At 60.6% G+C, this 22742-nt stretch carries 21 protein-coding genes and 1 tRNA gene; 6 read left to right on the top strand and 16 right to left on the bottom strand.

All coding sequences use genetic code 11. The annotated features are described in order from the left end of the window. The first annotated feature begins 165 nt into the window (after window positions 1–165). Window positions 166–945: a class I SAM-dependent methyltransferase gene (locus tag LB577_RS13865; protein WP_023777244.1), complete on the top strand. Its 780-nt coding sequence runs from the start codon at window positions 166–168 to the stop codon at window positions 943–945. 29 nt (window positions 946–974) lie between these two features. Here LB577_RS13865 and LB577_RS13860 read toward each other — a convergent pair whose 3' ends face one another. From LB577_RS13860 to LB577_RS13815, 10 genes are all read right to left on the bottom strand, one after another. Next, window positions 975–1772 (bottom strand): sulfotransferase family protein, encoded by a 798-nt coding sequence (locus tag LB577_RS13860; RefSeq protein WP_224687105.1) that lies wholly within the window; start codon window positions 1770–1772, stop codon window positions 975–977. Window positions 1773–1900: 128 nt separating this feature from the next. Beyond that, entirely contained in the window at window positions 1901–2686 is a 786-nt protein-coding gene (locus LB577_RS13855; RefSeq protein ID WP_224687104.1) for a class I SAM-dependent methyltransferase, read from the bottom strand. A gap of 6 nt (window positions 2687–2692) precedes the next feature. Then, window positions 2693–3376 (bottom strand): class I SAM-dependent methyltransferase, encoded by a 684-nt coding sequence (locus LB577_RS13850; protein WP_224687103.1) that lies wholly within the window; start codon window positions 3374–3376, stop codon window positions 2693–2695. A gap of 17 nt (window positions 3377–3393) precedes the next feature. Continuing rightward, window positions 3394–6657, bottom strand: a complete 3264-nt coding sequence (locus LB577_RS13845; RefSeq protein ID WP_224687102.1) for a glycosyltransferase — start codon at window positions 6655–6657, stop codon at window positions 3394–3396. Between the two features lie 98 nt (window positions 6658–6755). Beyond that, a complete protein-coding gene (rfbD, locus tag LB577_RS13840; RefSeq protein ID WP_224687101.1) occupies window positions 6756–7658 on the bottom strand; it encodes a dTDP-4-dehydrorhamnose reductase in 903 nt (300 codons plus the stop codon). Further along, window positions 7655–8725, bottom strand: coding sequence for a dTDP-glucose 4,6-dehydratase (rfbB, locus tag LB577_RS13835; protein WP_224687100.1), 1071 nt, complete (start codon window positions 8723–8725; stop codon window positions 7655–7657). Before rfbB ends, rfbD begins: the two co-directional genes overlap by 4 nt. A gap of 29 nt (window positions 8726–8754) precedes the next feature. Beyond that, on the bottom strand, window positions 8755–9309 hold the full coding sequence (gene rfbC, locus LB577_RS13830) for a dTDP-4-dehydrorhamnose 3,5-epimerase (protein WP_224687099.1): 555 nt from the start codon (window positions 9307–9309) through the stop codon (window positions 8755–8757). After that, on the bottom strand, window positions 9310–10191 hold the full coding sequence (gene rfbA / locus LB577_RS13825; protein WP_224687098.1) for a glucose-1-phosphate thymidylyltransferase RfbA: 882 nt from the start codon (window positions 10189–10191) through the stop codon (window positions 9310–9312). Window positions 10192–10314: 123 nt separating this feature from the next. Beyond that, window positions 10315–11340: an NAD-dependent epimerase gene (locus LB577_RS13820; RefSeq protein ID WP_023764452.1), complete on the bottom strand. Its 1026-nt coding sequence runs from the start codon at window positions 11338–11340 to the stop codon at window positions 10315–10317. A 64-nt stretch (window positions 11341–11404) separates the two neighbouring features. Beyond that, window positions 11405–11995 carry a biotin transporter BioY gene (locus LB577_RS13815; protein ID WP_023764453.1) on the bottom strand — a complete coding sequence of 197 codons (591 nt, stop codon included), beginning with the start codon at window positions 11993–11995 and terminating at the stop codon, window positions 11405–11407. 171 nt (window positions 11996–12166) lie between these two features. Here LB577_RS13815 and LB577_RS13810 point away from each other — a divergent pair, with 171 nt between their 5' ends. After that, on the top strand, window positions 12167–13072 hold the full coding sequence (locus LB577_RS13810; protein WP_023764454.1) for an MBL fold metallo-hydrolase: 906 nt from the start codon (window positions 12167–12169) through the stop codon (window positions 13070–13072). Window positions 13073–13113: 41 nt separating this feature from the next. On the opposite strand, the gene LB577_RS13805 is transcribed toward LB577_RS13810, so the two are convergent. Both LB577_RS13805 and LB577_RS13800 read right to left on the bottom strand, forming a co-directional pair. Continuing rightward, complete coding sequence (locus tag LB577_RS13805; RefSeq protein WP_023764455.1) at window positions 13114–13899, bottom strand: DUF1499 domain-containing protein; 786 nt, start codon at window positions 13897–13899, stop codon at window positions 13114–13116. An 81-nt stretch (window positions 13900–13980) separates the two neighbouring features. After that, on the bottom strand, window positions 13981–15609 hold the full coding sequence (locus tag LB577_RS13800) for a fatty-acid--CoA ligase (protein ID WP_224687097.1): 1629 nt from the start codon (window positions 15607–15609) through the stop codon (window positions 13981–13983). Between the two features lie 322 nt (window positions 15610–15931). Here LB577_RS13800 and LB577_RS13795 point away from each other — a divergent pair, with 322 nt between their 5' ends. Further along, a complete protein-coding gene (locus LB577_RS13795; RefSeq protein WP_013896531.1) occupies window positions 15932–16288 on the top strand; it encodes a hypothetical protein in 357 nt (118 codons plus the stop codon). Window positions 16289–16419: 131 nt separating this feature from the next. Beyond that, window positions 16420–16809 (top strand): DUF427 domain-containing protein, encoded by a 390-nt coding sequence (locus LB577_RS13790; protein ID WP_224687096.1) that lies wholly within the window; start codon window positions 16420–16422, stop codon window positions 16807–16809. Window positions 16810–16886: 77 nt separating this feature from the next. Here the strand turns inward: LB577_RS13790 and LB577_RS13785 are convergent, their stop codons facing one another. The 4 genes from LB577_RS13785 to ppdK form a co-directional block, all read right to left on the bottom strand. Next, on the bottom strand, window positions 16887–17627 hold the full coding sequence (locus tag LB577_RS13785) for a polysaccharide deacetylase family protein (protein WP_023764458.1): 741 nt from the start codon (window positions 17625–17627) through the stop codon (window positions 16887–16889). A 24-nt stretch (window positions 17628–17651) separates the two neighbouring features. Next, window positions 17652–17825: a hypothetical protein gene (locus tag LB577_RS13780; protein WP_224687095.1), complete on the bottom strand. Its 174-nt coding sequence runs from the start codon at window positions 17823–17825 to the stop codon at window positions 17652–17654. Window positions 17826–17872: 47 nt separating this feature from the next. Then, window positions 17873–18973, bottom strand: a complete 1101-nt coding sequence (locus LB577_RS13775) for a glycosyltransferase family 9 protein (protein ID WP_224687094.1) — start codon at window positions 18971–18973, stop codon at window positions 17873–17875. Between the two features lie 131 nt (window positions 18974–19104). Next, the gene (ppdK, locus tag LB577_RS13770; protein WP_224687093.1) at window positions 19105–21783 is read right to left on the bottom strand and encodes a pyruvate, phosphate dikinase; all 2679 of its coding nucleotides are present in this window, start codon (window positions 21781–21783) and stop codon (window positions 19105–19107) included. A 225-nt stretch (window positions 21784–22008) separates the two neighbouring features. Between ppdK and LB577_RS13765 the strand changes: the two genes are divergently transcribed. Together LB577_RS13765 and LB577_RS13760 are read left to right on the top strand one after the other, a co-directional pair. Further along, entirely contained in the window at window positions 22009–22353 is a 345-nt protein-coding gene (locus LB577_RS13765; RefSeq protein ID WP_224687092.1) for a VOC family protein, read from the top strand. Between the two features lie 117 nt (window positions 22354–22470). Continuing rightward, window positions 22471–22545: transfer RNA gene (locus LB577_RS13760), tRNA-Gln, on the top strand. The last annotated feature ends 197 nt before the right edge of the window (window positions 22546–22742 follow it).

The raw sequence follows: 22742 nt of genomic DNA, 5'->3' as shown, positions 1-22742 counted from the left end.
GCGAGAAACCTGAAACGGCGATCGGTCGCAAGAGCCACCAACACGGCGCAACAATGAGCTGCGGCATGAGACAAGGGTTCGGCGAACGCTGCGCCGTTTCAGAAGCCTACGGGCAGCCTGTGCAAGTCGCTACAATCCGTCTAGCATTCGAAAAAAGGAACCCAAATGGATATCTTAGACGCGTACGTGACGACGGCGCCAAGCAGTCAGAATGTAATTGATATTTTCAAAGGCGAGTGGTCGTCCAAATTTCCGGCGACGGCCGGCGCGACGACGACGCCCGGGAGCGCGGCCCTATTTGAAGACGCCCGCATCGACTGGCTTTCGAAAACCATTGGCGGATTTGCCAGCAAGCGCATTCTGGAGCTCGGACCGCTGGAGGCGGGACACACTTACATGATGCATCAAGCAGGTGCGGAATCGATACTCGCTGTCGAAGCCAATTCGCGATCCTACCTAAAATGCCTCTGCGTCAAGGAAATCTTCAACCTCAGTCGTGCCCGATTTCTCTACGGCGACGCGATGAAGTATCTGTCGGAAACCAGCGAACGCTTCGATGTATGCGTGGCGTCGGGCATACTGTATCATATGACCGACCCCGTTGAATTTCTTGGCAACATTGCTCGGGTGTCCGATACGATCTTCCTTTGGACGCACTACTACGACGACTCGCTACGCCGCACCCGAGAAAATCTGGCCAAGCAGTTCGAGAAGCCGTACGAGATCGAAGTCAACGGTAACTCATACACCGTGTGCAGACGCAACTACGAAGAAGCACTCAACTGGGCCGGCTTCTGCGGCGGCGGAAAGCCATGGGCATTTTGGCTTACCCGAGATTCCCTGATGAGGGCCATCACCGATTCCGGCTTCACAGTGGAAGCAATCGAATTCGACCATCCGGCACACCCAAATGGACCGGCGCTAGCTCTAGTGGCGCGAAAATAAGAGCTTTCCCGGCCCTGAGCGATGCCGTTTCAGGGCCAGTTGCCCAAGGCAAACTTTGAAAACCAGCGCATTTTGGGCTTTGCTGCCGAAAGATGAAACTTCAGCGAAAATTCTCGAGCAGCAGAATAGAGATCCCGGTCAAATGCGGTGCGCCGGTGGTAGAATTCGAAAATTTCTACGTTTCCCAAATCTACTTCGTCCTCAATCTTGGCCGAATTATATAGATTTATATCTCCAATTCCAGGAAATTTATTGGCCAAATTCTCTAGAGCCTTCTCCATATCATCCAATGTAAATAATAAATCGAATTTTTTAATATTGTTTTCTGCCTTTGTTCTTTGCACTGGACCGATCCGCGGAACGAATGGATCAGACAAGTACCGCACCTGCAGGTTGTCAAAGAGCATTAATCCTAGCGGACGATCCAAAAAACCGGCGATTCTCTCAGTGTCATTGAGAGGTACTTGAAAAAGCTCCCGCGCAAACTCCAAAATCTCGGCATCTATGGCGTTCGGATCCGGGTACTTTGGGCTGCCTACATACTTTACCCATTTCAAATGTGAAATGAGTTGCGCTACTGGCTCGCGCAGGATGGTGACGGTGAAGACATCGGACCTCTCGATCAGCGGACACGCAGCCTCAAAGTACACATGCCCAGACAGAAAGAAGGGGCGACAGTCCTGTTGCACCGATAGAAATAGCTCTGGCTGACTCTCCATATGCTCAAAATAGCGATCCGGGCCAAAAAGCGGTTTGAATATATGGTTAAAAGCGCTGCCCGCAGTCTTTGGAATATGTAGAAAGAATATCTTATCATATTGCAGCATTTTGCCTACACACCCCCGTGTTTGGCTAGGTTCGCAATCGGTATAATCGCTCCTTGTCTTCACTACACGAAGCGCGCCATCGATCGCCTCACTGTTACCTACCAACTCCAAATATTATGCGAATACTCTTAAATTTTCTCAAAAGTCACGTAAAATTCCAAAGTATTTGGTTGAGTCGGATAAAACGATACGACTTCGAATCCAACGTTGTGAACGGACCTTATCACGTTCATTGTTTCAAGAAATTTGAAGTCAGGAAAAACCCAGCAGTGGCAGTCGATATAGTCTTCCCTTGCCCCCATTTTTCGAAGTGTATCGACGATGGTCCTTCTGTCATGAACGTATTCTGCGTTGTCGGGAGTGGTTGACTTCTTCCAACAATCCGCCGCCCTGGCCTTGCTAACATTCCAGAAGTGATCACAAATCTGCTGGAAGCTAGGTTTTGTGCGCTTCTCCAAGTAAGCCGCCATAACGTCAGAAATCGTGCTATTTTTTCGTTTCAGGTCGAAGCAGTAGCGCTTGTCCGGAAAGGCGACGGCAATCCGACCGCCTAGCTTGAGTACACGCAGATTCGATTCGAGCCAACCAAGCAAGTCAGGCACATGTTCCATTACATGCGATGCCACGACATAGTCGATGGACTCTTCCGGGAGAAATTCAGAAATCAGCTTGCCGCCGGTGACTATGTCGATCTCCGGGATTAGGCTGACATCGACGTCAGGATTGTTGGCATAGTGCTCGGCCAAGTAAGCGCGGTCGGCATAGTCCACATAGGAAACGTCATAGTGCGCCTTTCGCAAAAGTACCGCGTGCAAAGGCCCGTATTCGATACCCTTTCCGGCAAGGTTCAACGCCGAAGTGATTTTCTTCGTGCGCGGTGGTAGCGCTGGGCGAGGCTTTTGAAATAATCGCATCTGACTTTATCTCACCATCACGCACATAGACTGGCCGAGCTTATGCCCATCGAGAACCGGAGCGTCGGCGTCGATGAATGCCTCCACACTAAAGCCGATCTTGGCCGCGAAGACCTCAATGGCCTGGCGTTCAAGGAACATGTTGAGAGTCGGGCGAGTACTCGCCTCGTATTGTTTCACAGTCGCCTCAAAAATGGACCAGAGGGCGGCCATGCGAAACTCCAGGAAAGAAAAAAGCAGCTTGCCGCCCTTCTTCAGCACACGGTGACAGTCGCGCATATAGATGAAGGTCTCTTCGTGCAGAAGGTGGGTAAACAGACTGAAGGCACACACATAGTCGAATGTTGCGTCCGGGGCCGGGAGTTTCACCGCTCGGTTCATGTGGAACCTATACTTTTCGGGTGCCTTGCTCCTGGCATAGTCGAGCAAAGCCTGAACGATATCGTAACCGTCATAGTCGATGCGCAAGCGTCTTGCGAGCGCAACCGCCGTGCGCCCGGAACCGCAGCCGACATCGGCAAGGCGCATCCCGTCGCGCAAGCCGTTCTTGACGAGGGCTTCGGCTTCAATGCGGCCGATAATGTCATAGGCGCCACCGACGGCGAGCGACATCGCCTCGTCGATCGGATGATCGCGCATGAGTCTCGCGACGTGCTTTTCGTAGTCTTCGACGAAATGGAATTCGGCCATTGCTATTCTTTCCGGTATCAGCCTAGCGAGAAATCTTCGCGCGCTTTTGTCAAGTTCGGCGAATAGAAGGGATCACGCTCGATGATCTTTTTCCACCGCCTTTGCATATACGCAATTTCACTGTTGAAACGCGCCATTTTTTCCGGAGCATCCTCAACGCCGCGAGAGACGCTTTCAAGGTGGTAAAGCTCGGCATAGGGCGTCCAGACGTTTGAGTAGCCGGCTTCCTGTACTTTCAGACAAAGGTCCACATCGTTGAAGGCGACCGTCAGGTCGACCTCGTTGAGACCACCGACTTCTTTGAACAAGCTTTTGCGGATCAGGAGACAGGCTGCCGTAACAGCGGAGAGATTCTGCAGGACCTTCAGCCTGCAAAAATACCCTGGATGATGGCGTGGGAAATGCTTGTGCGAATGATTTGCGACACCGCCCAAGCCAACAATCACGCCGCCATGCTGAATCGTATCATTACCATAATAGAGCTTTGCGCCGACGCAGCCCACATCCGGCTGAACGGCCCAGGAGACCATTTCTGTAAGCCAGTCCGGCGAGATCACTTCGATGTCGTTGTTGACAAGACCGATGATCGATCCCTTCGCTTTCCCCACGGCGAAGTTGTTGATCGCAGAATAGTTGAACGGTTTGTCGTAACGGAGCACACGAACATTCTTCGCTTCCTTCAACTCGCTGAAATAGGCAAGGGTTTCCTCTTCCACCGAGCCGTTGTCGACCACCAAAATCTCGTAGTTCCTGTAAGTTGTCTTTTCGCGGATGGACTCCACGCAGCGGCGCAGGAGTTCGACCTTGTCACGCGTTGGGACGATAAGGCTCACAAGCGGCTGTGGCTCGGGCACGAAAAATCGAAGACGGTAACAGGGTATGCCTGGAGCTTCCTCGGCTCTCGCCGGAATGCCCATGCGCTCGACGTATTCGTCCAGCGCCCGCAACCCCGCCATGTAGGCGTAGTTCTTTTGAGAACCGTCAAGCGCCGTCGAGCCTTCCACCGCCCGCCAATGGTAGAGCACTTTCGGAATGTGCCGAATTCTCTCAGGGGCAATGCGCTCGATGACGCGCAGATTGAGGTCATAATCCTGGCTGCCCTCGAAGCCGGGTCGCCAGCCGCCGACGGCGCGGATATTTTCCGCCCGGTGTGCGGTGAGATGGTTCAGATAGTTCTGGGATCGGAAAAGCTCCCGCGAGAAATCCGGCTTGAAGCATGGATCATAACGCCTGCCCTCCAAATCGATCTTGTCTTCATCGCTATAGACCAGTTCGGCGTCAGGATGGCGATCGACTTCCAGAACGATCTCGGCCAGCGCGTGCGGGCGGAGAATATCGTCGTGGTCGAGCATCGCAACCCACTCGCCGGTGACGATCTCCAGGGCGGAATTGGATGCCCGCGAGATATGGCCGTTCTTGTCACGCAAGACGACCTTGATACGAGGATCGCGTTTCGCATATTCGTTCAAAACGCGCCGCACATGCGGCTCCGTCGAGCAATCGTCCGCAATGCACAGTTCCCAGTTCTGGTAGATTTGGGCGCGGACGCTCTCGATCGCTTCCCGCAGGAGTCTCTCTGGCGTATTGTAGACTGGCATGAGTACCGAAATGAGCGGCTTCTTCTCAAGCTGAGCCAACCGCTGGCTCAAATCCGCAACGTCTTGTTCAGTCGGCGTGTCATTGAGTGCAATCCACCCTTCATAAGTAACGCTGCCCAGAGCGCCTCGTGCCTCCGCTGATCGGAGGGTGGCCGCAAACCCCCGGAGGCCACTTTGCCTCAAGAGTTTTACTCCACGCGCGGCAGACCGCACGAGGGAACCAGGGCTTTTCACGTGGCGGGCGAGGATTCTCGCGATGAGGCAAGCATAATATTCAACCCGTGCCAGCCGACGCAAACGGACGCGGCCGATCGTGATCTGGGTGGAACGGTCGCTTGGATCGAAACGCAGTTTCGAGGCTGCTACGCTAAGCGGGAAGGTCGACGCGGCCAGACCTTTGCCGTTCGAACGAAACCGCAGATCGATCCGTTCGATTTCGTTGTACCCCCTGCCGCTGTCGACATAAAGGCGCGCGTCAGTCAACGCCTCCGCTTCGGCCGGCACATACGCGCTGAGCCGGTAGTGCCCGGGGGGCAACGGCTGGGAGCCCCGCCAGAGAAGTTCGAACTGGGGATCATCACCCGTTATTGTCCACTCCGTAACTCGCTTGCCCAATGGCAAGCCTTCCAAATGATGGAGCGCGCGCAACGCGATGGTCCGGCCGGCATATAAAGTCGCCGCATTCGGAAATGACGCAAGTCTTCGCAGGAACGATCCATAGCGCCAGATCCGGCTGCTGTGAATCAATTCGATTTCGCGATTTAACAGTGCCGTCTGCTGATCGCGCTCCTGCACCTTATGTTCAAGCGCCGCTATGTCCTCGTCTCTTGCAACGAGATTTGTGTTGGCCTTCTCCAGCGCTTGCATACCGGCTCGGATTTGCTTGCGAGCCGCCGCTAATTCCGCGTTAAGTGCGCTGACATCGGTCGGCAGTGTGCGAGAGAGACGTTGAATTTCCAACGTCTTCGCCGCTTCGACGCGCCAGCGATCGCCGAAGAGCTCCATTCGGCGCTGGACAATCGCCGCGTCGGCACTGTCGAGCTGGCACAATTGGGCAATGGCTTCCGCTGGGTTCTTTCCCACCAGCAGGACGCCTAGGCCGTGACTGTGGGGAAACTCGAACGAGGGGTATTTGCCCCGCAATTCTTCCCATAACTTCCAGACCCCAAAGTCTGCCTGTCGTTCATTTGTGTCGTGGAACAGGACGATCGCCCGGTCCGAGAGCTTTGAGAACCACTGTTCGAAATCGTGCCGAACGGCCTCGTAGGTGTGGAGGCCGTCGATATGCAGCAGATCTATGCTGGAGTCCGCAAACTGGGTCGACGCCTCGTCGAACGTGCATCGTAGCAGCTCCGAAAATTCAGCATAGCGCTCGTCATGAAAGCGCTTGAAGTCCTCAAATATCGCCTCGGAGTAGATCCCTGCCTGCTCATCGCCCCTCCACGTGTCCACCGCAAAGCAGCGCGTCCCGGTCTTTCCCTTCAGGACAGCGGAGCAGAAAGCAGAGTAGGAGACGCCTGCATGAGTGCCTAACTCGACAAGAACGCGTGGATGTTGGGCGCCGATCAACCAGTGGGCGAACGGGGTGTGACCGAGCCATGCAATTGTTGGCTGATCCATCCGCTCCGGTCGCCAGAACAGCGGCGCCAGATCGCCGTTCAGCAGAGCCTCGGGAAGGTCCAAGACTGTACGCTCACCTGGCGCGCTAGAGTCCATTGGTTCGGCGTACAACCCGGACTGTGTTTTACGAGCCTGGCTCTTCCGCCCCTTCGTAGCTGCGGTCATACCGCGCCCTCCGCGCCACCGCCGGCAAGATACTTCACCACCGCTTCCGTCGATTGCCGCCAGTGCGGCGCCGTCCATCCGAAGGTGGAGGCAAACTTCGCGCTCGATAGCCTGGAATTGGCGGGGCGGCGTGCCTTGGTGGGATAGTCCATCGTGGCAATGTCCCGGACCCGCGCCCAAGGACCACCAAACGCCAGGCTTGTGTCCAGTATATGACGGGCAAAGCCGCTCCAGTTGGTCTCGCCCGTGCCGGCCAGATGATAGGTGCCGAACACAGCGATATCCTTGTTGCGGTGCAGCATGGCCGCCGCATGCAGGATCGCGTCAGCGATATCAAGCGCCGAGGTCGGGTTTCCCCATTGATCGGCCACCACCGAGACCTCGTCGCGGTCGGCGGCCAGCCGCAGCATGGTTTTCACGAAATTCCGGCCGAACGGGCTGTAGACCCAGGCGGTGCGCAAGATCAGGTGGCGCGGATTGGCGGCGGCCACCGCCTGTTCGCCGGCGAGCTTGGAGGCGCCGTAGACGCCGAGGGGCGCGGTCGCATCGGTCTCGACATAGGCGCCGGGAGCGCTGCCGTCGAAGACATAGTCGGTCGAAAGATGGATGACGGGAACGCCGAGCCGTGCTGCCGCTTCGGCCACCTTGCCGGCGCCGGCCGCGTTGACCGCAAAGGCCAGATCGGGCTCGTCCTCGGCCTGATCCACGGCGGTGTAGGCGGCGGCCGATACGACGACATCCGGCTTGGCCGCCGAGATGGCGTCAAAGACGGTATCGGGTCTTGCCAGGTCGAACTCCGGCCGGCCGATGGCGATGACTTCCACGCCGGCGCGGCTCTGGCCAGCCTCCAGCAGGCTTGCCGCGACCTGGCCGTCGCGTCCGGTGACAACGAGCCTCACACGACCTCCTTGCGCGCCTCGCCCAGCCTTTCGCCGGCATAGCGCTGTTCGCGGATCGGCCCCCACCACCATTTGTTGTCCAGGAACCAGTCCACCGTCCGCGCCAGGCCGCTGTCGAAATTCTCGCTTGGCGTCCAGCCGAGCTCGCGGCCGATCTTGGAGGCGTCGATGGCATAGCGGCGGTCGTGCCCGGGCCGGTCGGTGACGAAGGCGATCAGGTCGCGATATCGCTTGCCATCGGCGCGGGGACGCCTGATGTCGAGCAGGTCGCAGATCGTCTCGACGACGGCGAGGTTCGTGCGTTCCGAATTGCCGCCGACATTGTAGCTCTCGCCCGGCGTGCCCTTGGTGGCAATGAGCTCCAGGGCCCGGGCGTGATCCTCGACGAACAGCCAGTCGCGCACATTGGCGCCGGCGCCGTAGACAGGCAGCGGCTTTTCATCGAGCGCGTTGAGGATGACGAGCGGGATCAGCTTCTCGGGGAAATGATAGGGGCCGTAATTGTTCGAACAGTTGGAAAGCACCACCGGCAGGCCATAGGTCTCGTGCCAGGCACGCACGAGATGGTCCGAGGCCGCCTTCGAGGCCGAATAGGGCGACGACGGCGCGTAAGGGGTCTCCTCGACGAACATGCCGCCGTCGAAAGGCAAGTCGCCGAACACCTCGTCGGTCGAGACGTGATGGAAGCGGAAGCGGCTTTTCCTCTCGTCGGAAAGGCCACGCCAGTATTCCAGCGCGGCATTGAGCATCTTGTAGGTGCCGACGATGTTGGTCTCGATGAAGGCGCCAGGTCCGTCGATCGAGCGGTCGACATGGCTCTCGGCGGCGAGGTTCATGACGATGTCGATATCGTTGCGGCGCAAAATGTCCAGCACCGCCCGCTCGTCACAGATGTCGGCATGGGCGAAGCTGTAATTGTGGGCATTCTCGATCGGCCGCAGCGAGGCCAGGTTGCCCGCATAGGTCAGCTTGTCGAGATTGGTCACCCGGTAGGCCGGATTGGCGCACAGATGCCGGCACACCGCCGAACCGATGAAGCCGGCACCGCCCGTCACCAGAAAATTCATGCTGCTGTCCTCACGCACCTTTGGCAACATCAGGCAAACACCTCGGCGGCGGCGAGCAGCGGCGCCTTGAGATCCTTGTCCGAAAGCTGGAACCCGCTCGCCAGCGACGGCCATTCTATGCCGATGGCCGGATCATCGAAACGGATCGAGCGGTCATGCTCGGGCGAATAAGTGTCGGTCACCTTATACAGGACCTCGGTGTCAGGCACGAGCGTCACGAAGCCATGCGCAAAGCCCTTCGGCACCAGAATCTGGTTGCCCTTTTCAGCCGATACTTCGAGAGCGACCCATTTTCCAAAGGTTTTCGAACCCCGGCGAATATCGACCGCTATGTCCAAGACGCTGCCACGGATGACGCGCAACAGCTTGTCCTGGGCGCGCGGTGCAAGCTGATAGTGCAACCCGCGCAGCACGCCCGCCGCGGCGGAATAGGAATGGTTGTCCTGCACGAACACGAGGTCGATGCCGGCCTGCGCAAAGCGCTCGGCATTGTAGGTTTCCATGAAGAAGCCGCGCGCATCGCCATGCCGCTTCGGAACGATTTCCAGCACCCCGTCGATGCCAAGCGATCTCACCTCCAGCATCTACCCCTCCGAAAGATCGGCGACACGCCGGCGCAGATAGGCCGCGTATTCGTTCTTTCCCAGGCGGCTCGCGCGCTCCAGCACCTTGTCCGCCGTCAGCCAGCCCTGTTCGAAGGCGATTTCCTCCGGACAGGCGACCTTGATGCCCTGGCGGTGCTCGATGGTGCGCACGAAGGAAGAGGCTTCATGCAGGCTGTCATGCGTGCCGGTGTCGAGCCACGCGTAGCCACGCCCCAACCGGTGAACATGGAGCAGGCCACGCTCGAGATAGACGTTGTTGACCGCCGTGATCTCGAGTTCGCCACGTGCCGAGGGCCGGATCATCGGGGCGATGTCGACGACCTGATTGTCGTAGAAATAAAGACCCGTGACAGCCCAGTTGGACTTCGGCTTCTGTGGCTTCTCCTCGATCGTCAGCGCGGTTCCGGTGGCCTTGTCGAAGGACACCACGCCATAGCGTTCGGGATCCTCGACATGGTAGGCGAACACCGAAGCACCCATCTCACGCGATGCCGCGGTGCGGCAAAGCTGCGACAGCCCGTCGCCAAAATAGATGTTGTCGCCCAGGATCATCGAGACGCTGTCCTTGCCGATGAAATCCCGGCCAATGATGAAGGCTTCCGCGAGGCCATTGGGCTGAGGCTGCTCGGCGTAGGACAGCGCCAGACCGAACTCCGATCCGTCGCCCAGCAACTCCCGGAAAGCCGGCAGATCACGCGGCGTCGAAATAATCAAAATTTCGCGGATCCCCGCGAGCATCAGCACGCTCAGCGGATAATAGATCATCGGCTTGTCGTAGATCGGGAGGATCTGCTTAGAGACTGCTAACGTTAGTGGATAAAGACGCGTTCCACTGCCTCCAGCAAGGATAATTCCTTTCAAGAAGCTCTCCTCGACATGCCAAAGCCCCCCGGCCTTGAGTGCCTGTGCTTAGGTTTCATGCAATGGCTTGTCAATGCGGCGTCCCGCAAACGGGCGGACTATTTCGTGCAAAGAGCGACCCCGCTATTCCCGTCCAAAATACGCCAGATACCATTCCACGAACCGCCCTACCCCCTCGGAAACGGACGTGCCGGGGCGGTAGCCGACGGCCTGTTGAAGTGCGGAGGTGTCGGCGAAGGTGTCGGGCACGTCGCCTGCCTGCAGCGGCAAGAGTTCGACGACGGCCTTGCGGCCAAGCGCGTTTTCCAGCGCCTCGACATAGGCGGCCAGCTTCACCGGGTTGTTGTTGCCGATGTTGAAGATGCGCCAGGGCGCGCTGCTCGTCGCCGGGTCCGGATGGCCGGAATCCCAGGCAAGGTTGGGCGCGGCGGGGCTGTCGCTGGCGCGGACCACGCCTTCGGCAATGTCCTCGACATAGGTGAAGTCGCGCGTGTGATTGCCGTTGTTGAACAGCTTGACCGGCTCGCCGGCCAAGATGCTCCTGGTGAACAGGAACAGCGCCATGTCGGGACGGCCCCAGGGACCGTATACGGTGAAAAAGCGCAGACCAGTGGTCGGCAGCCCGAACAGGTGGCTGTAGCTGTGCGCCATCAGCTCGTTGGCGCGCTTGGTCGCGGCGTAGAACTGCAGCGGGTGGTCGGCCGGGCGATGTTCGGAAAACGGCATGTCGGTGTTGGCGCCGTAAACGCTCGAGGTGCTGGCATAGGTCAGGTGCCCGACACGGCTGTGGCGGCAGGCCTCGAGCATGTTGGTGAAAGCGACGATGTTGCTTTCGACATAGGCGCGCGGATTTTCCAGGCTGTAGCGCACCCCGGCCTGGGCGGCGAGATGGATTACCCGGTCGAAGGTGTGGTCGGCAAAGCAGCCGTCAACCACGGTCCTGTCGGCGAGATTGCCTTGGATGAAATGATAGCCGGCATTGGTGCTTCGGCTCGCCTCGGCCAGAAGCCGCAGCCGCGCCCGCTTGAGGCGCGGATCATAATAGTCGTTGATGCTGTCGACGCCGACGACCTCGTCGCCGCGCTCCAGGAGCCGCCTGGCGACATGATAGCCTATGAAGCCGGCGACGCCGGTGACCAGAACCTTCATCAGAAACGACCGTCTCCGGGAGTGGACCCCTGACGTCTACGGTATACCGGCTTGCTGAGGGAACTCAGGAGCGCTTCAGCAGCGACCAGACGGCCGGCACCAGACTCGCCGCGAGCGCAACCTTGATCAGGTCGCCGACGATGAACGGCACGACGCCGAACTGCCAGGACTTCTCCGGACCGATGAGCACGGCCAGCCAGGCGAAGCCCATTGCCATCATCACGACTTCGGCAACCAGCATCGCATTGACAAGCTTGATCGGATGGCGATCCCAGCCGCGATCGGCGGCCCAGCCGACAATAGCGGCCATGACGACGAAGCCAGCGAGATAGCCGCCGGTCGGCCCGACCATATAGGCAATGCCGATACCCTTCTCCGGCGTGCCCTGGAAGACCGGGAAGCCCATCGCGCCCTCCGCCATATAAAGCAGCAGGGTGGCAACGCCGAGACGCATGCCGAAGGCGGCGGCGATCAGGAATACGGCGAGCGTCTGCATCGAGATATCGACCGGACCCAGCACCACCCTGGTCTTGGCGGACAGCGTCAGCAGCAGCGTTCCGGCAATCGCCAGGAGAAACTGCGTTGCCAGTCGCGCCGCGCCTTCTTGCGGCAGAGCCAGAGAAACAAGCGGGCGCATCGTCGTTGCAGTTGCCATGGTCTTCCCCAATCCGATTTGTCGCGATCCAACAATCGCGGTCTCAGCGTTTTCCTATATTGGCTTGCGTGCTATGCGGCAATCGGTTTTGCCGTTCCTGGAACAAAGTGCCTACATTGTTCCAGGGAATAATGTGCCCGACATGGTTCGAAAGACGTCGTTCGAAAAGACATGGCTCTCAAATTCGATACCAGTTTCGATCCCGGCTATGGTTACGGGATAGACGTGGCAGCCGACGTGCGGCGCGTCACGGCCCGAAATCCGAGCCCGTTTACCTTTCACGGCACAAACTCCTACATCATCGGGCGCGACACGCTTGCGGTCATCGACCCCGGGCCGGATGACGAGGCGCATCTGCGGACCTTGCTCGACGTGATCGCCGGCAGGCCGGTCAGCCATATCTTCGTCAGCCATACGCATCGTGACCATTCGCCGCTGGCGACGCGGCTGAAAGAGCGCACCGGCGCCGCCGTGCTGGCGGAGGGCCCGCATCGGCCGGCAAGGCCGCTGCACACCGGCGAAACCAATGCGCTAGATGCCAGCGCCGACACCGCTTTCGTTCCGGATATCGCGCTGCCGGACGGGGCGTTGGTCGCCGGCGACGGCTGGGCGATCCGGACGGTTCTGACCCCCGGCCACACCGCCAATCACGCGGCATTCGCGCTCGAAGGAACCGGCATCCTGTTCTCGGCCGATCATGTCATGGCATGGGCGACGTCCATCGTCGCGCCGCCGGACGGGGCAATGGCCGATTACATGGCGTCGCTGGACCGGCTGATCGAGCGCGGCGATCGCCTGCTGCTGCCTGGCCATGGCGGACCAGTGACGGAGCCGCGCAACTTCATGCGCGGGCTGAAGACGCATCGCAAGATGCGCGAACGAGCCATACTGGAGCGGGTCAGGACCGGTGACCGGACGATCCCCGACATGGTCAAGGCGATCTACAGTGATACCGATCCGCGGCTGCACGGCGCTGCCGGGCTATCGGTGCTTGCCCATCTCGAGGACCTGGTGGCGCGCGGCATGGTGTCGACAGACGCCGCCCCCGCCATCGACGGCATTTTCGCGCCTGCCTGATCGGCTTCCCCGGACGCAAACGCATATCCGGAGGAAACCGACTATTCGGCTGGAGCCGCACCGACCTGGCCGGCGACTTCCTGATCGAGTTCCGCCAGGAAATCGGTGACGCGCGCGGCATTGTCGCCAAGGTCGTAGCGGCCATAACGCGACGCCGACCGCATGTCGACGATGATCGTGTCCCCGTCATCCGTCACGCGGATCGCCACGTCGGCGGGAAGGCCGAGCACGAAGCTCGAGGCAACTGCGGTGATGGTCACGTCGCTCTGCCCGGCGAGGTCGGGGTATGGCTGGGAAAGGTCCCAGCCGCGCCGGTCGAGCACGGTTTCAACGGCGTTGACGATGGTCTCGAAGGGCAGGTCGTAGCTGCGCGCGGTGACAAGCGGATAGCTGTCGGTCTGCAGCCGCTGTTCGCCCGGCGTCGGCGGGGAGAGCACGTTCATGTCCTTCGTCCGGTCGCTGATGTCGAGCGCCGGCGGTTCCTCGAGGTCGGTCGAGATGTCCCTGAGCGGCGGATAGATCGTCGCCCAGTAGGCGGCAACGCCGAAGGGGATCAGCACCAACAGGGCCAGCACGACGCCGACGGTCAGGTCGCGGCCGCCGCGATCACCGAAATTCCACAGCCTCGAAAAGGCAAAGGCGGCGAACAACAGCGCCAGCGCCGCCAGCAGCGCGACAATGCCCAGCACCCACAGGAACACCGGCGTTTCGACAAGACCGAAGCGATGGCCGACATAGTCGGTCAGCAACAGCACCGCCGAAAATGCGGCCGTGCGCCGCGACCAGCCGGCCGCCTTCGACGTTTGCCGTTCGGGAATGCTAACCATTGTTTTCTGCGCTGCCCCAACCCGGACCGAGGTCTAGTGCCTTTTCGCGACGGCTTGAAGCCGAAACATGCAACATCCCCGTCAATCCGTCGGCAAGCGGTAGTCCTTGAACTGCTGGCGCAAGGTGATCTTCTGGATCTTGCCGGTGGCGGTATGCGGTATCTCGCCGACGAAAGCGACATCGTCGGGCATCCACCACTTGGCCACCTTGCCGTCCATGAAGTCGAGAATACCAGCCTTGGTCGGCTCCTTGCCGGGCTTGGCGACGACGACCAGCAACGGCCGCTCGCCCCATTTCGAATGGTGGACGCCGATGGCCGCCGCTTCCGCCACATCCGGGTGACCGACAGCCAGATTCTCGAGGTCGATGGTCGAAATCCACTCGCCGCCGGACTTGATGACGTCCTTGGCGCGATCGGTGATCTGCATGTAGCCACCGGCATCGATGTGGGCGACGTCTCCGGTATCGAACCAGCCGTCCTCGTCGAACTGCTCGGCGCCCACACCGCCATAGTAAGCGCGGGCAACCGCCGGGCCGCGCACCTTCAGCCGGCCAAATGTCCTGCCGTCCCACGGTTGCGCCTTGTTGTCGTCATCGGTCACCTTCATCTCGACGCCGAAGGGCGGGTAGCCCTGTTTGCCCTGGACGTCGAGCCGGGCCTCCCCCTCGAGGCCGGCATATTCGGGCTTCAGGGTGCATAGCGTTCCTAGCGGCGACATTTCGGTCATGCCCCAGGCATGGATGACCTGGACCCCATAATTGTCCTGGAATTTCGTCATGATCGCACGCGGGCAGGACGAGCCGCCGATGACGACCTTGTTCAGATGAGGAAGCGTCTTGCCGGTCTGCTCCAGATATTGCAGCAGCATCATCCAGACGGTCGGCACGGCGGCGCTGAAGGTCACCTTCTCGGTGTCGAGCAACTCGTAGATCGAGGCGCCGTCCATCTTGCAGCCGGGCATGACCAGCTTGGCGCCGATCATCGGTGCGCTCTGGCCAAGGCCCCAGGCATTGGCGTGGAACATCGGCACCACCGGCAGGATCGTGTCGCGCGCCGACAGACCCATCGCGTCGGGCATGGCGGCAATCATGGCGTGCAGCACGTTCGAGCGGTGGCTGTAGACGACTCCTTTGGGATCGCCTGTCGTGCCCGATGTATAGCACATGCCGGCTGCAGTGCCTTCGTCGAAGGTCTTCCAGGCGAAATCGCCATCGACCCCGTCAAGCCAGTCCTCGTAGGCGACGGCATTGGGCAAGGTGGTTTGCGGCATGTGCGCCTCGTCGGTCAGCACGATCACCTGTTTCAGCGATTTGACGGCACTGGCGATCTTTTCGAGCAACGGCACGAAGGTGAGATCGACGAAGACGGCCTTGTCCTCGGCATGGTTCATGATCCAGACGATCTGCTCGGGAAACAGGCGCGGATTGAGCGTATGATAGATCGCGCCAACGCCCATGATGCCATACCAGGCCTCGATGTGGCGCGCGGTGTTCCAGGCCAGCGTGGCGATGCGGTCGCCCATCCCGTACCCGTCGCGTTCCAGCCGCTGGGCAACCTTGAGGGAACGACGGTGGATGTCGGCATAGGTGGTGCGCACGATCGGTCCCTCGATCGAGCGCGACACGATCTCGCGCACCCCATGTTGCCGTTCGGCGTTGTCGATCAGCTTGTGGCACATCAGCGGCCATTCCTGCATCAGCCCCAGCATCCCGTTCCTCCTCCCTCGCGCATTTTGCGTCGTAGCTTTGGCGCATTGTGAAGCGAACCGGCGGATTGTCCAGTCGCCCGCTTGCGCGGCCAACGAATTTCGGAGTCCGTGCCGTAACGGCAAACGGTTGAATTCCGACATGTTTTGGATTTGGGCCTGCTGATCCCTCGTGCCACGGGAATGGCAGGAGGGTCCAAATCACCGCCGTGACGGCAGTCTCCTCCCCCCAAATCACCGGGAAATCCGCCACAATCCGGCCATCGTCGGCGTTAAGTTTCGTTAACGGGCAACGGGGTGCGATTGGCGACTGAAAGAGGTTCGCATGGACGCGCAACTCGAGGACAAGGCTCTGGAGAGCACACTTGCCGAAAGCTTGGCCGATTTGGTGCCGGACGAAAAGACTGTTTCCGAGGACGAATTTGTTGAAGTTGTCGGCGGCGCGCTCGAAGCGGTCGGCGGCACGCTGCTGTTCAAGATGTGCGTCGAGAGCGGAGGCGAAGGCCAGCATGTCGCGGCGGCATCCGTCGGCGACGGCGGCAATCGCCAGTTCCTGCTGCTCACCCTGCCGACCGGCGGCGGCTCACTGAAGGTCGAGACCGTTTCGAGAAGCAGCAACCCGGTGGCGGGCATCGCAGCCGCCTATGCCGGACTGATGGACGCATTCAGAACCGCCGCCTGAATCCTCGGCTGACACTCGAAAGCGCTATAGCGCCACGCCTCGGCGATTGGCGCCGGTTTTCGTGATGCGAACGGACCTTGCGCAATGGCTGTGCCCGCCACATTTTAGGGAGCCAGGTAAGGAGAACCAGCATGGATAAGATCGCCAACCCGGCACCCGGCTTCCAGCGCAATCCCGACAAGGTCATCACCATCGAGCCCTATGCCGGCACCGTTACCGTCCGCGCCGGCGATACGGTCATCGCATCGTCCACGAGGGCCAAGGTGCTGACCGAGGCCCCCTACCCCGCAGCCTTCTACATTCCGTTTGCCGACATCGATTTCGACAAACTCACCGGCACGGAGCACTCCACCCATTGTCCCTATAAGGGTGATGCCAGTTATTGGAGCGTGCTGCCGGCCGGCGAGGCGGGCAAGGACGCGATGTGGGCCTATCGGCATCCGTTCGACGAAATGAGCGATATCCGCGATCACGGGGCGTTCTACGCCAGCAAGGTCACCATCGAAGCCAGGCCTGGCTGAGCTCTTCGACTTGAAGGCACTCAGAGTGCGTTGAGATTTGAGGGCGGGCCGATCACCACCCCAATATCGACGCACCCTCAGTCGGTGGTGCCGTTGTTGCCCATGCCATCGGCATCGTCGAGACGCACGAAGGTCATGCCCTTGTCCTTGAGCGCCAACAGGCCCTGCACCACGCCTTCGCCGGCGGCATGGGTCGGCTGATTGATGTGCGAGATGATGACGTCGCCGTCCTTGGCCGCGGCGATGCGCCGGGCGGTTTCCTTGGCACCCAGCAATGAGCCGCCATCGCCATTGATCGAGAAGCCGGCGATCTTGAAGCCAAGCTTGCGGATCATCGCGATGGCCGAGGGACTGTACTCGGCCGTTGCGCCCCGAAACCATTTCGGAGCCGGCTCACCCGTCTTGGCCAATGCGGCGGCACCCGATTCGACTTCGGCCAGCACCGCTTCGGGACTGCCGGCGCTGCGGATGCCATAAATCTTCTGCGGCGTGTCGACCGCCGGAATATGGTGGCCGCCGTGATTCTCGAGTTCGAACAGGTCGGGATGCGCGCGCATGATCGCGACGGCCGCGGCATTGCGCTTCAGCCAGATGCCGGTGACGAAAATGGTGGCGGGAATCTTGTTTTCCACCAGCGCCGAAAGGATCCGTGTATCGGTCTGTCCGCCGCAGGCATCGAGCGTCAGCGCGACCCGGCCGGCCCCGCTTTCGGCAGGCTTTATATGCAGCGTGGGCTCGACCAGCGGCACGGCGTGAGCGCTGGACACCACCGCCAGCGACATTGCGATCATGCAGAGATGTTTTTGCGGCAGATGCATCAAACCAATTCCTGATAGGCGATTTCAAGCCGCTATCCCAAGGCCCGCATCAAGGCGGAAATCGGGACGATGAAAGATGCCTGACGCGGCAATTTGACCGACTGGTCGGTGAACGAACCCTTCGACGGCGGCCTTGCCGCCGTTAAAGCGCGGCGGCCCGAAACGGATCGGGCAACGCGCTGTAAGCTTTCTTTTCATGCATGCCGTTCTCCCCAAAAAACCGGAGCCATTTTGGACGACATGCATCAGACGGCGCGCTCGCGCTTCATCTCGGTGCGCGCGAGCACCTCGCGCACCGCATCGACGACCGGGTTCACCTCCAGGCGCCAAACGCAGCAAACCCTGCTGGGATCGGGCCAGCGGCACAGATCCTTGGCCACGCAGTCACATGGCGTCGACGGCCGAAGCGCGATGCTGGGCACGCCGACCGGTCCCCAGCGCGACGGATTCGTCAGACCAAAAAGCCCGACGACCGGCGTGCCCACGGCGGCAGCCATATGCATAGGGCCGCTCTCGTTGCCAAGAAACAGCCGCGCTTGTTTCAGAACGGCCAACAGGCTCTCGAGCGACAGCGTCCCGACAAGGTCGACCATCGGCGTCGCCGTCCTGGCGAGGATCCGTCCGGCGATCTCGCTTTCGTCCGGCCCTCCCACCAGGACGACACCCAGTCCGGTACCGGCTGCAATTTCGTTAATCGCCTCGGCAAATCGCTCCGGCTGCCATTGCCGGCCCTTGAAGCTCGCGCCGGCATGCACGGCGACAAAGGCATTCGGCCGCAGATGATGCATGCCCAGAAGCGCCTGTGCTTTCGCCGTCTCTAACGGCGATGGCTGAAGGCTTGGCACGGTGACGCGCAGATCGACGCCAAGCGCTTCAAGCGGCGAGAGATAGCGAAAGACGAAATGATGGCCGCCAAACCCATACGGCTTGGCAAACAGATTGGCGGGCTGACGCTCCAGCAGCTTCAGAGGCCTCTCGGGAGGATTATAGCCGACGCGGGTCTTTGCGTTGACCAGCCCACTGACAATGCGCGAGGTCTTTGAATCGGTCACGTCGATCGTCAGGTCGAAACGGAAGCGGCGCAGCGCCCGCACCACGGCATAGAGTTCTTTTGCGCGCTCCAGCGGGGTGCCGCGGATCCGGGAGCGCCGGAACGTAACCACCTCGGAAGCCATGCCATGCGCGATCACGAAGCTTTTGAAGTGCGCTTCGCAGAGAAACACGATCCTGGCATCGGGGAATTCGAGTTGCAGGTTCCTGGCGAGCGTCGAGGCGAGAACGATATCGCCGATGAACTTCGTCTGAATGATCAGGATCGAGCGGAATGGCGCGGGAGATATCTGCAACGTGTGATTCCGGAAACAATTGACGGTCCGTGCGCAGATTAGGCAGTGACGATGTCGAGATTACGCAACGCCTTCGGCACGTTCGCGTGAGTTTTCATACAAAACCGTAAGTTTCGATCCGGGCTCGCTTCCTATCCGCGCCCGGTCTTTGCCACCTGCACCGCTGCCTGCGCGGCCGCCAGCCTGGCAATCGGCACACGATAGGGCGAGCACGATACATAGTCGAGTCCGACCTCCTCGCAAAAACGGATCGATGCCGGGTCGCCGCCATGTTCGCCGCAGATGCCGAGCTTGATGTCGGGCCGCGTCGCCCTGCCCTTTTGCGCAGCCATGCGCACCAGTTCGCCGACGCCGTCGATGTCGAGCGAGACGAAGGGATCCTGCTCGATGATGCCCTTCTGGCGGTAAGTCTCCAGGAAAGAGGCAGCATCGTCGCGCGAAATGCCGAAGGTGGTCTGGGTAAGGTCGTTGGTGCCGAAGGAGAAGAACTCGGCTGTAGCGGCGATGACATGAGCCCGGATCGCCGCACGTGGCAATTCGATCATGGTTCCAGTCAGGTAGTCGATCTTGACGCCGCTCTCGTCCATCACGCTCTTGGCGACCGCATCGATGCGCGCCTTCACGTAGTCGAGTTCCTTCACCAGGCCGACCAGCGGCACCATGATCTCGGGAACCACCAGCGCGCCGGCCTTCTTGCCGGCCTCGACGGCGGCCTCGAAAATGGCGCGCGCCTGCATCTCGGCGATCTCGGGATAGGAGACGGCCAGCCGGCAGCCGCGATGGCCGAGCATCGGGTTGAATTCGTGCAGGGCGTCGGTGCGTTGCCGGAGCTTGTCCGGCGACACGTTCATGGCGGCGGCGACTTCGGCCACCTCCTCCTCGGTCTTGGGCAGAAATTCGTGCAGCGGCGGATCGAGCAGTCGGATCGTCACCGGCAGGCCGGCCATGATCTCGAAGAGTTCCAGGAAATCCGAGCGCTGCATGGGCAGAAGCTTGGCAAGGGCGGTGCGGCGGTCCTTCTCGGTGTCGGCCAGGATCATCTCGCGCATGGCGACGATGCGGGCGCCGTCGAAGAACATGTGTTCGGTGCGGCAAAGCCCGATGCCCTCGGCGCCGAAGGAGCGCGCCATGCGGGCGTCGAGCGGCGTTTCGGCATTGGTGCGCACCTTCATGCGGCGCACCGCGTCCGCCCATTCCATGATGGCGGCGAAATCACCTGAAAGTTCGGGCTGCAGCATCGCCACGGCGCCCTTCAGCACCTGGCCGTTGCCGCCATCGATGGTGATGATGTCGCCCTTGCGGAAGGTCTGCCCCATCGAGAGCAGCGTGCCGGCCTTGTAGTCGACGCGCAGCGAGCCAGCGCCGGAGACGCAGGGCTTGCCCATGCCGCGCGCGACGACGGCGGCATGGCTGGTCATGCCGCCGCGCGTGGTCAGGATGCCTTCCGCCGCATGCATGCCATGGATGTCCTCCGGGCTGGTCTCGATGCGCACCAGGATCGCCTTGCGGCCTTGCGCCTTCAGATCCTCGGCATCGCCGGAGGAAAAGACGATCTCGCCGGTGGCCGCGCCCGGAGACGCCGGCAGGCCGACGCCGATGACGTCTCGCGCGGCCTTCGGGTCGATGGTCGGGTGCAGCAACTGGTCGAGCGAGGCCGGATCGATGCGTGCAACGGCTTCCTCCTTCGTGATCAGGCCGTCCCTGGCCATTTCGACCGCGATCTTCAGCGCCGCCTTGGCGGTGCGCTTGCCGGACCGGGTCTGCAGCATCCACAACTTGCCGCGCTCTATGGTGAATTCGAGGTCCTGCATGTCGCGGTAGTGCTTTTCCAGGCTGTCGGAGATCGTCACGAAGGACTGGAAGGCGTCGGGCATCAGCTTCTGCAAGGACGGCTTGTCCGAGCCGGCGGCGATGCGCGCCGCCTCGGTGATGTTCTGCGGCGTGCGGATGCCGGCGACGACATCCTCGCCCTGCGCATTGACCAGGAACTCGCCATAGAGCTGCTTTTCGCCGGTCGACGGATTGCGGGTGAAGGCGACGCCGGTGGCCGAGGTCTCGCCCATGTTGCCGAACACCATGGCCTGGACATTGACCGCCGTGCCCCAGCTCTCGGGGATGTCGTGCAGGCGGCGGTAGGTGATGGCGCGGTTGTTCATCCAGCTCGAAAACACGGCGCCGATGGCGCCCCAGAGCTGCTCATGCGGATCCTGCGGGAAGGGTTTGCCGAGCTCCTCCTCGACCTTGGCCTTGTAGAGTGCGATCACGCCTTGCCATTCGATGGCCGTCAGCTCGGTGTCGAGTTCGTGGCCGAGGCTGGCCTTCTGGTCTTCAAGGATTTCCTCGAACACCTCGTGATCGAGACCCATGACGACATCAGAATACATCTGGATGAAGCGGCGATAACTGTCATAGGCAAAGCGTGCATCGCCGGAATCACCGGCCAGCGCCTCGACGGTCTCGTCGTTCAGGCCGAGATTGAGCACGGTATCCATCATGCCAGGCATCGAGGCGCGAGCCCCGGAGCGCACGGAAACCAAGAGCAGCTTCGACGGATCGCCGAACCGGCGGCCGGTCAGCTGGCCAATGTGGTCGAGCGCGACCGCGACATCGGCTTCCAATCCCGCCGGATAGGCGCGGGCGTTCGCATAGTAGGCGTTGCAGACCTCGGTGGTGATGGTGAAGCCCGGCGGCACCGGCAAGCCAAGGCTGCACATCTCGGCCAGGTTGGCGCCCTTGCCGCCCAGCAGATTCCTGTCGCTGGCACGGCCTTCCGCCGCCCCATCGCCAAAGGTGAAAACCCATTTGGTCATGCTTGCTCTCCGGTTGCGGGAGATTGGAAAGATTGACGAAACCAATGGTTCCGCCGCGTCCGACCCTGGAGCGATATGATGGTGCAGTGCGAAAGGCAAGGTGCCGGCAAAGTCGTCCGGCCCCTACAATCGATTAAGAAAAAGCGATGTCCAAGGGTGCGGCAAAAAAGACTTGCCACCCCACTATACCCACACTAGAACATAAAGAGAACAAAGAGGTATCCCATGAAACAGGATGGAAAACTCGATTATCTGGAAATGCCGGCAACCGGCGGCACGCTGGACCGGTTGAAGGCTTTCTACAGTTCCGCCTTCGCATGGTCGTTCACCGACTACGGACCGACCTATTCGGCCTTTGCGGAAGGTTTGGACGGAGGTTTTCAGGCCGAGGCCGAGGAGGCACCGGCCAAGCCCCTGCCCGTGCTCTACAGCAGGGATCTGGAGAAAACCCTGCGCGCCGTGGAAAGTGCCGGCGGCGCGATCGTCAAGCCGATCTTCTCATTCCCCGGCGGCCGGCGCTTCCAATTTGTCGATCCGGCCGGCAACGAGCTGGCCGTGTGGAGCGAATAGCGCTTCACATCACCGGCAGCACCGTGCCGTGCATGGCGTTATCGGCATCGCTCATAAGCATTGTGCTTTTCGGCTGCTCTGCTAATAACGCGCCGCACAAGCGACTCTGACGGCTATTGGGGCGTCGCCAAGTGGTAAGGCATCGGTTTTTGGTACCGACATTCCCAGGTTCGAATCCTGGCGCCCCAGCCATCACATTTCGGTCCGTTCGGTCCGTTACGGGCGCAACAGGATGCTCGTGATGTGCCCTCTGGCTGTGCTTGGAAGTCTCGGCTGGCCGCAGCGCAAAGTCGGGCTGATCATCTTCCTGGCGCTGGTCGGAGCCGCGAAGTTCTTCAAGGGACGACGCTGATAGACCGCGATCTAGACATGTTCGACTGGATTGCCGA

Origin of the sequence: Mesorhizobium sp. B283B1A (assembly GCF_020165735.1) — a bacterium.
Classification (GTDB): domain Bacteria; phylum Pseudomonadota; class Alphaproteobacteria; order Rhizobiales; family Rhizobiaceae; genus Mesorhizobium; species Mesorhizobium opportunistum.
The sequence above is the reverse complement of the archived record's forward strand: the minus strand, read 5'-3'. Positions and strand labels throughout refer to the sequence as shown.

What these genes read in the sequence shown, in the direction of transcription:
- LB577_RS13805 (WP_023764455.1), bottom strand. Translation starts at nt 13,899, where the DNA reads ATGGTTAGCATTCCCGAACGGCAAACGTCGAAGGCGGCCGGCTGGTCG.
- LB577_RS13800 (WP_224687097.1), bottom strand. Translation starts at nt 15,609, where the DNA reads ATGCTGGGGCTGATGCAGGAATGGCCGCTGATGTGCCACAAGCTGATC.
- LB577_RS13780 (WP_224687095.1), bottom strand. Translation starts at nt 17,825, where the DNA reads ATGAAAAGAAAGCTTACAGCGCGTTGCCCGATCCGTTTCGGGCCGCCG.
- LB577_RS13815 (WP_023764453.1), bottom strand. Translation starts at nt 11,995, where the DNA reads ATGGCAACTGCAACGACGATGCGCCCGCTTGTTTCTCTGGCTCTGCCG.
- LB577_RS13860 (WP_224687105.1), bottom strand. Translation starts at nt 1,772, where the DNA reads ATGCTGCAATATGATAAGATATTCTTTCTACATATTCCAAAGACTGCG.
- rfbC (WP_224687099.1), bottom strand. Translation starts at nt 9,309, where the DNA reads ATGCTGGAGGTGAGATCGCTTGGCATCGACGGGGTGCTGGAAATCGTT.
- LB577_RS13865 (WP_023777244.1), top strand. Translation starts at nt 166, where the DNA reads ATGGATATCTTAGACGCGTACGTGACGACGGCGCCAAGCAGTCAGAAT.
- LB577_RS13855 (WP_224687104.1), bottom strand. Translation starts at nt 2,686, where the DNA reads ATGCGATTATTTCAAAAGCCTCGCCCAGCGCTACCACCGCGCACGAAG.
- LB577_RS13790 (WP_224687096.1), top strand. Translation starts at nt 16,420, where the DNA reads ATGGATAAGATCGCCAACCCGGCACCCGGCTTCCAGCGCAATCCCGAC.
- LB577_RS13795 (WP_013896531.1), top strand. Translation starts at nt 15,932, where the DNA reads ATGGACGCGCAACTCGAGGACAAGGCTCTGGAGAGCACACTTGCCGAA.
- rfbB (WP_224687100.1), bottom strand. Translation starts at nt 8,725, where the DNA reads ATGAATTTTCTGGTGACGGGCGGTGCCGGCTTCATCGGTTCGGCGGTG.
- LB577_RS13785 (WP_023764458.1), bottom strand. Translation starts at nt 17,627, where the DNA reads ATGCATCTGCCGCAAAAACATCTCTGCATGATCGCAATGTCGCTGGCG.
- LB577_RS13820 (WP_023764452.1), bottom strand. Translation starts at nt 11,340, where the DNA reads ATGAAGGTTCTGGTCACCGGCGTCGCCGGCTTCATAGGCTATCATGTC.
- ppdK (WP_224687093.1), bottom strand. Translation starts at nt 21,783, where the DNA reads ATGACCAAATGGGTTTTCACCTTTGGCGATGGGGCGGCGGAAGGCCGT.
- LB577_RS13850 (WP_224687103.1), bottom strand. Translation starts at nt 3,376, where the DNA reads ATGGCCGAATTCCATTTCGTCGAAGACTACGAAAAGCACGTCGCGAGA.
- LB577_RS13765 (WP_224687092.1), top strand. Translation starts at nt 22,009, where the DNA reads ATGAAACAGGATGGAAAACTCGATTATCTGGAAATGCCGGCAACCGGC.
- LB577_RS13810 (WP_023764454.1), top strand. Translation starts at nt 12,167, where the DNA reads ATGGCTCTCAAATTCGATACCAGTTTCGATCCCGGCTATGGTTACGGG.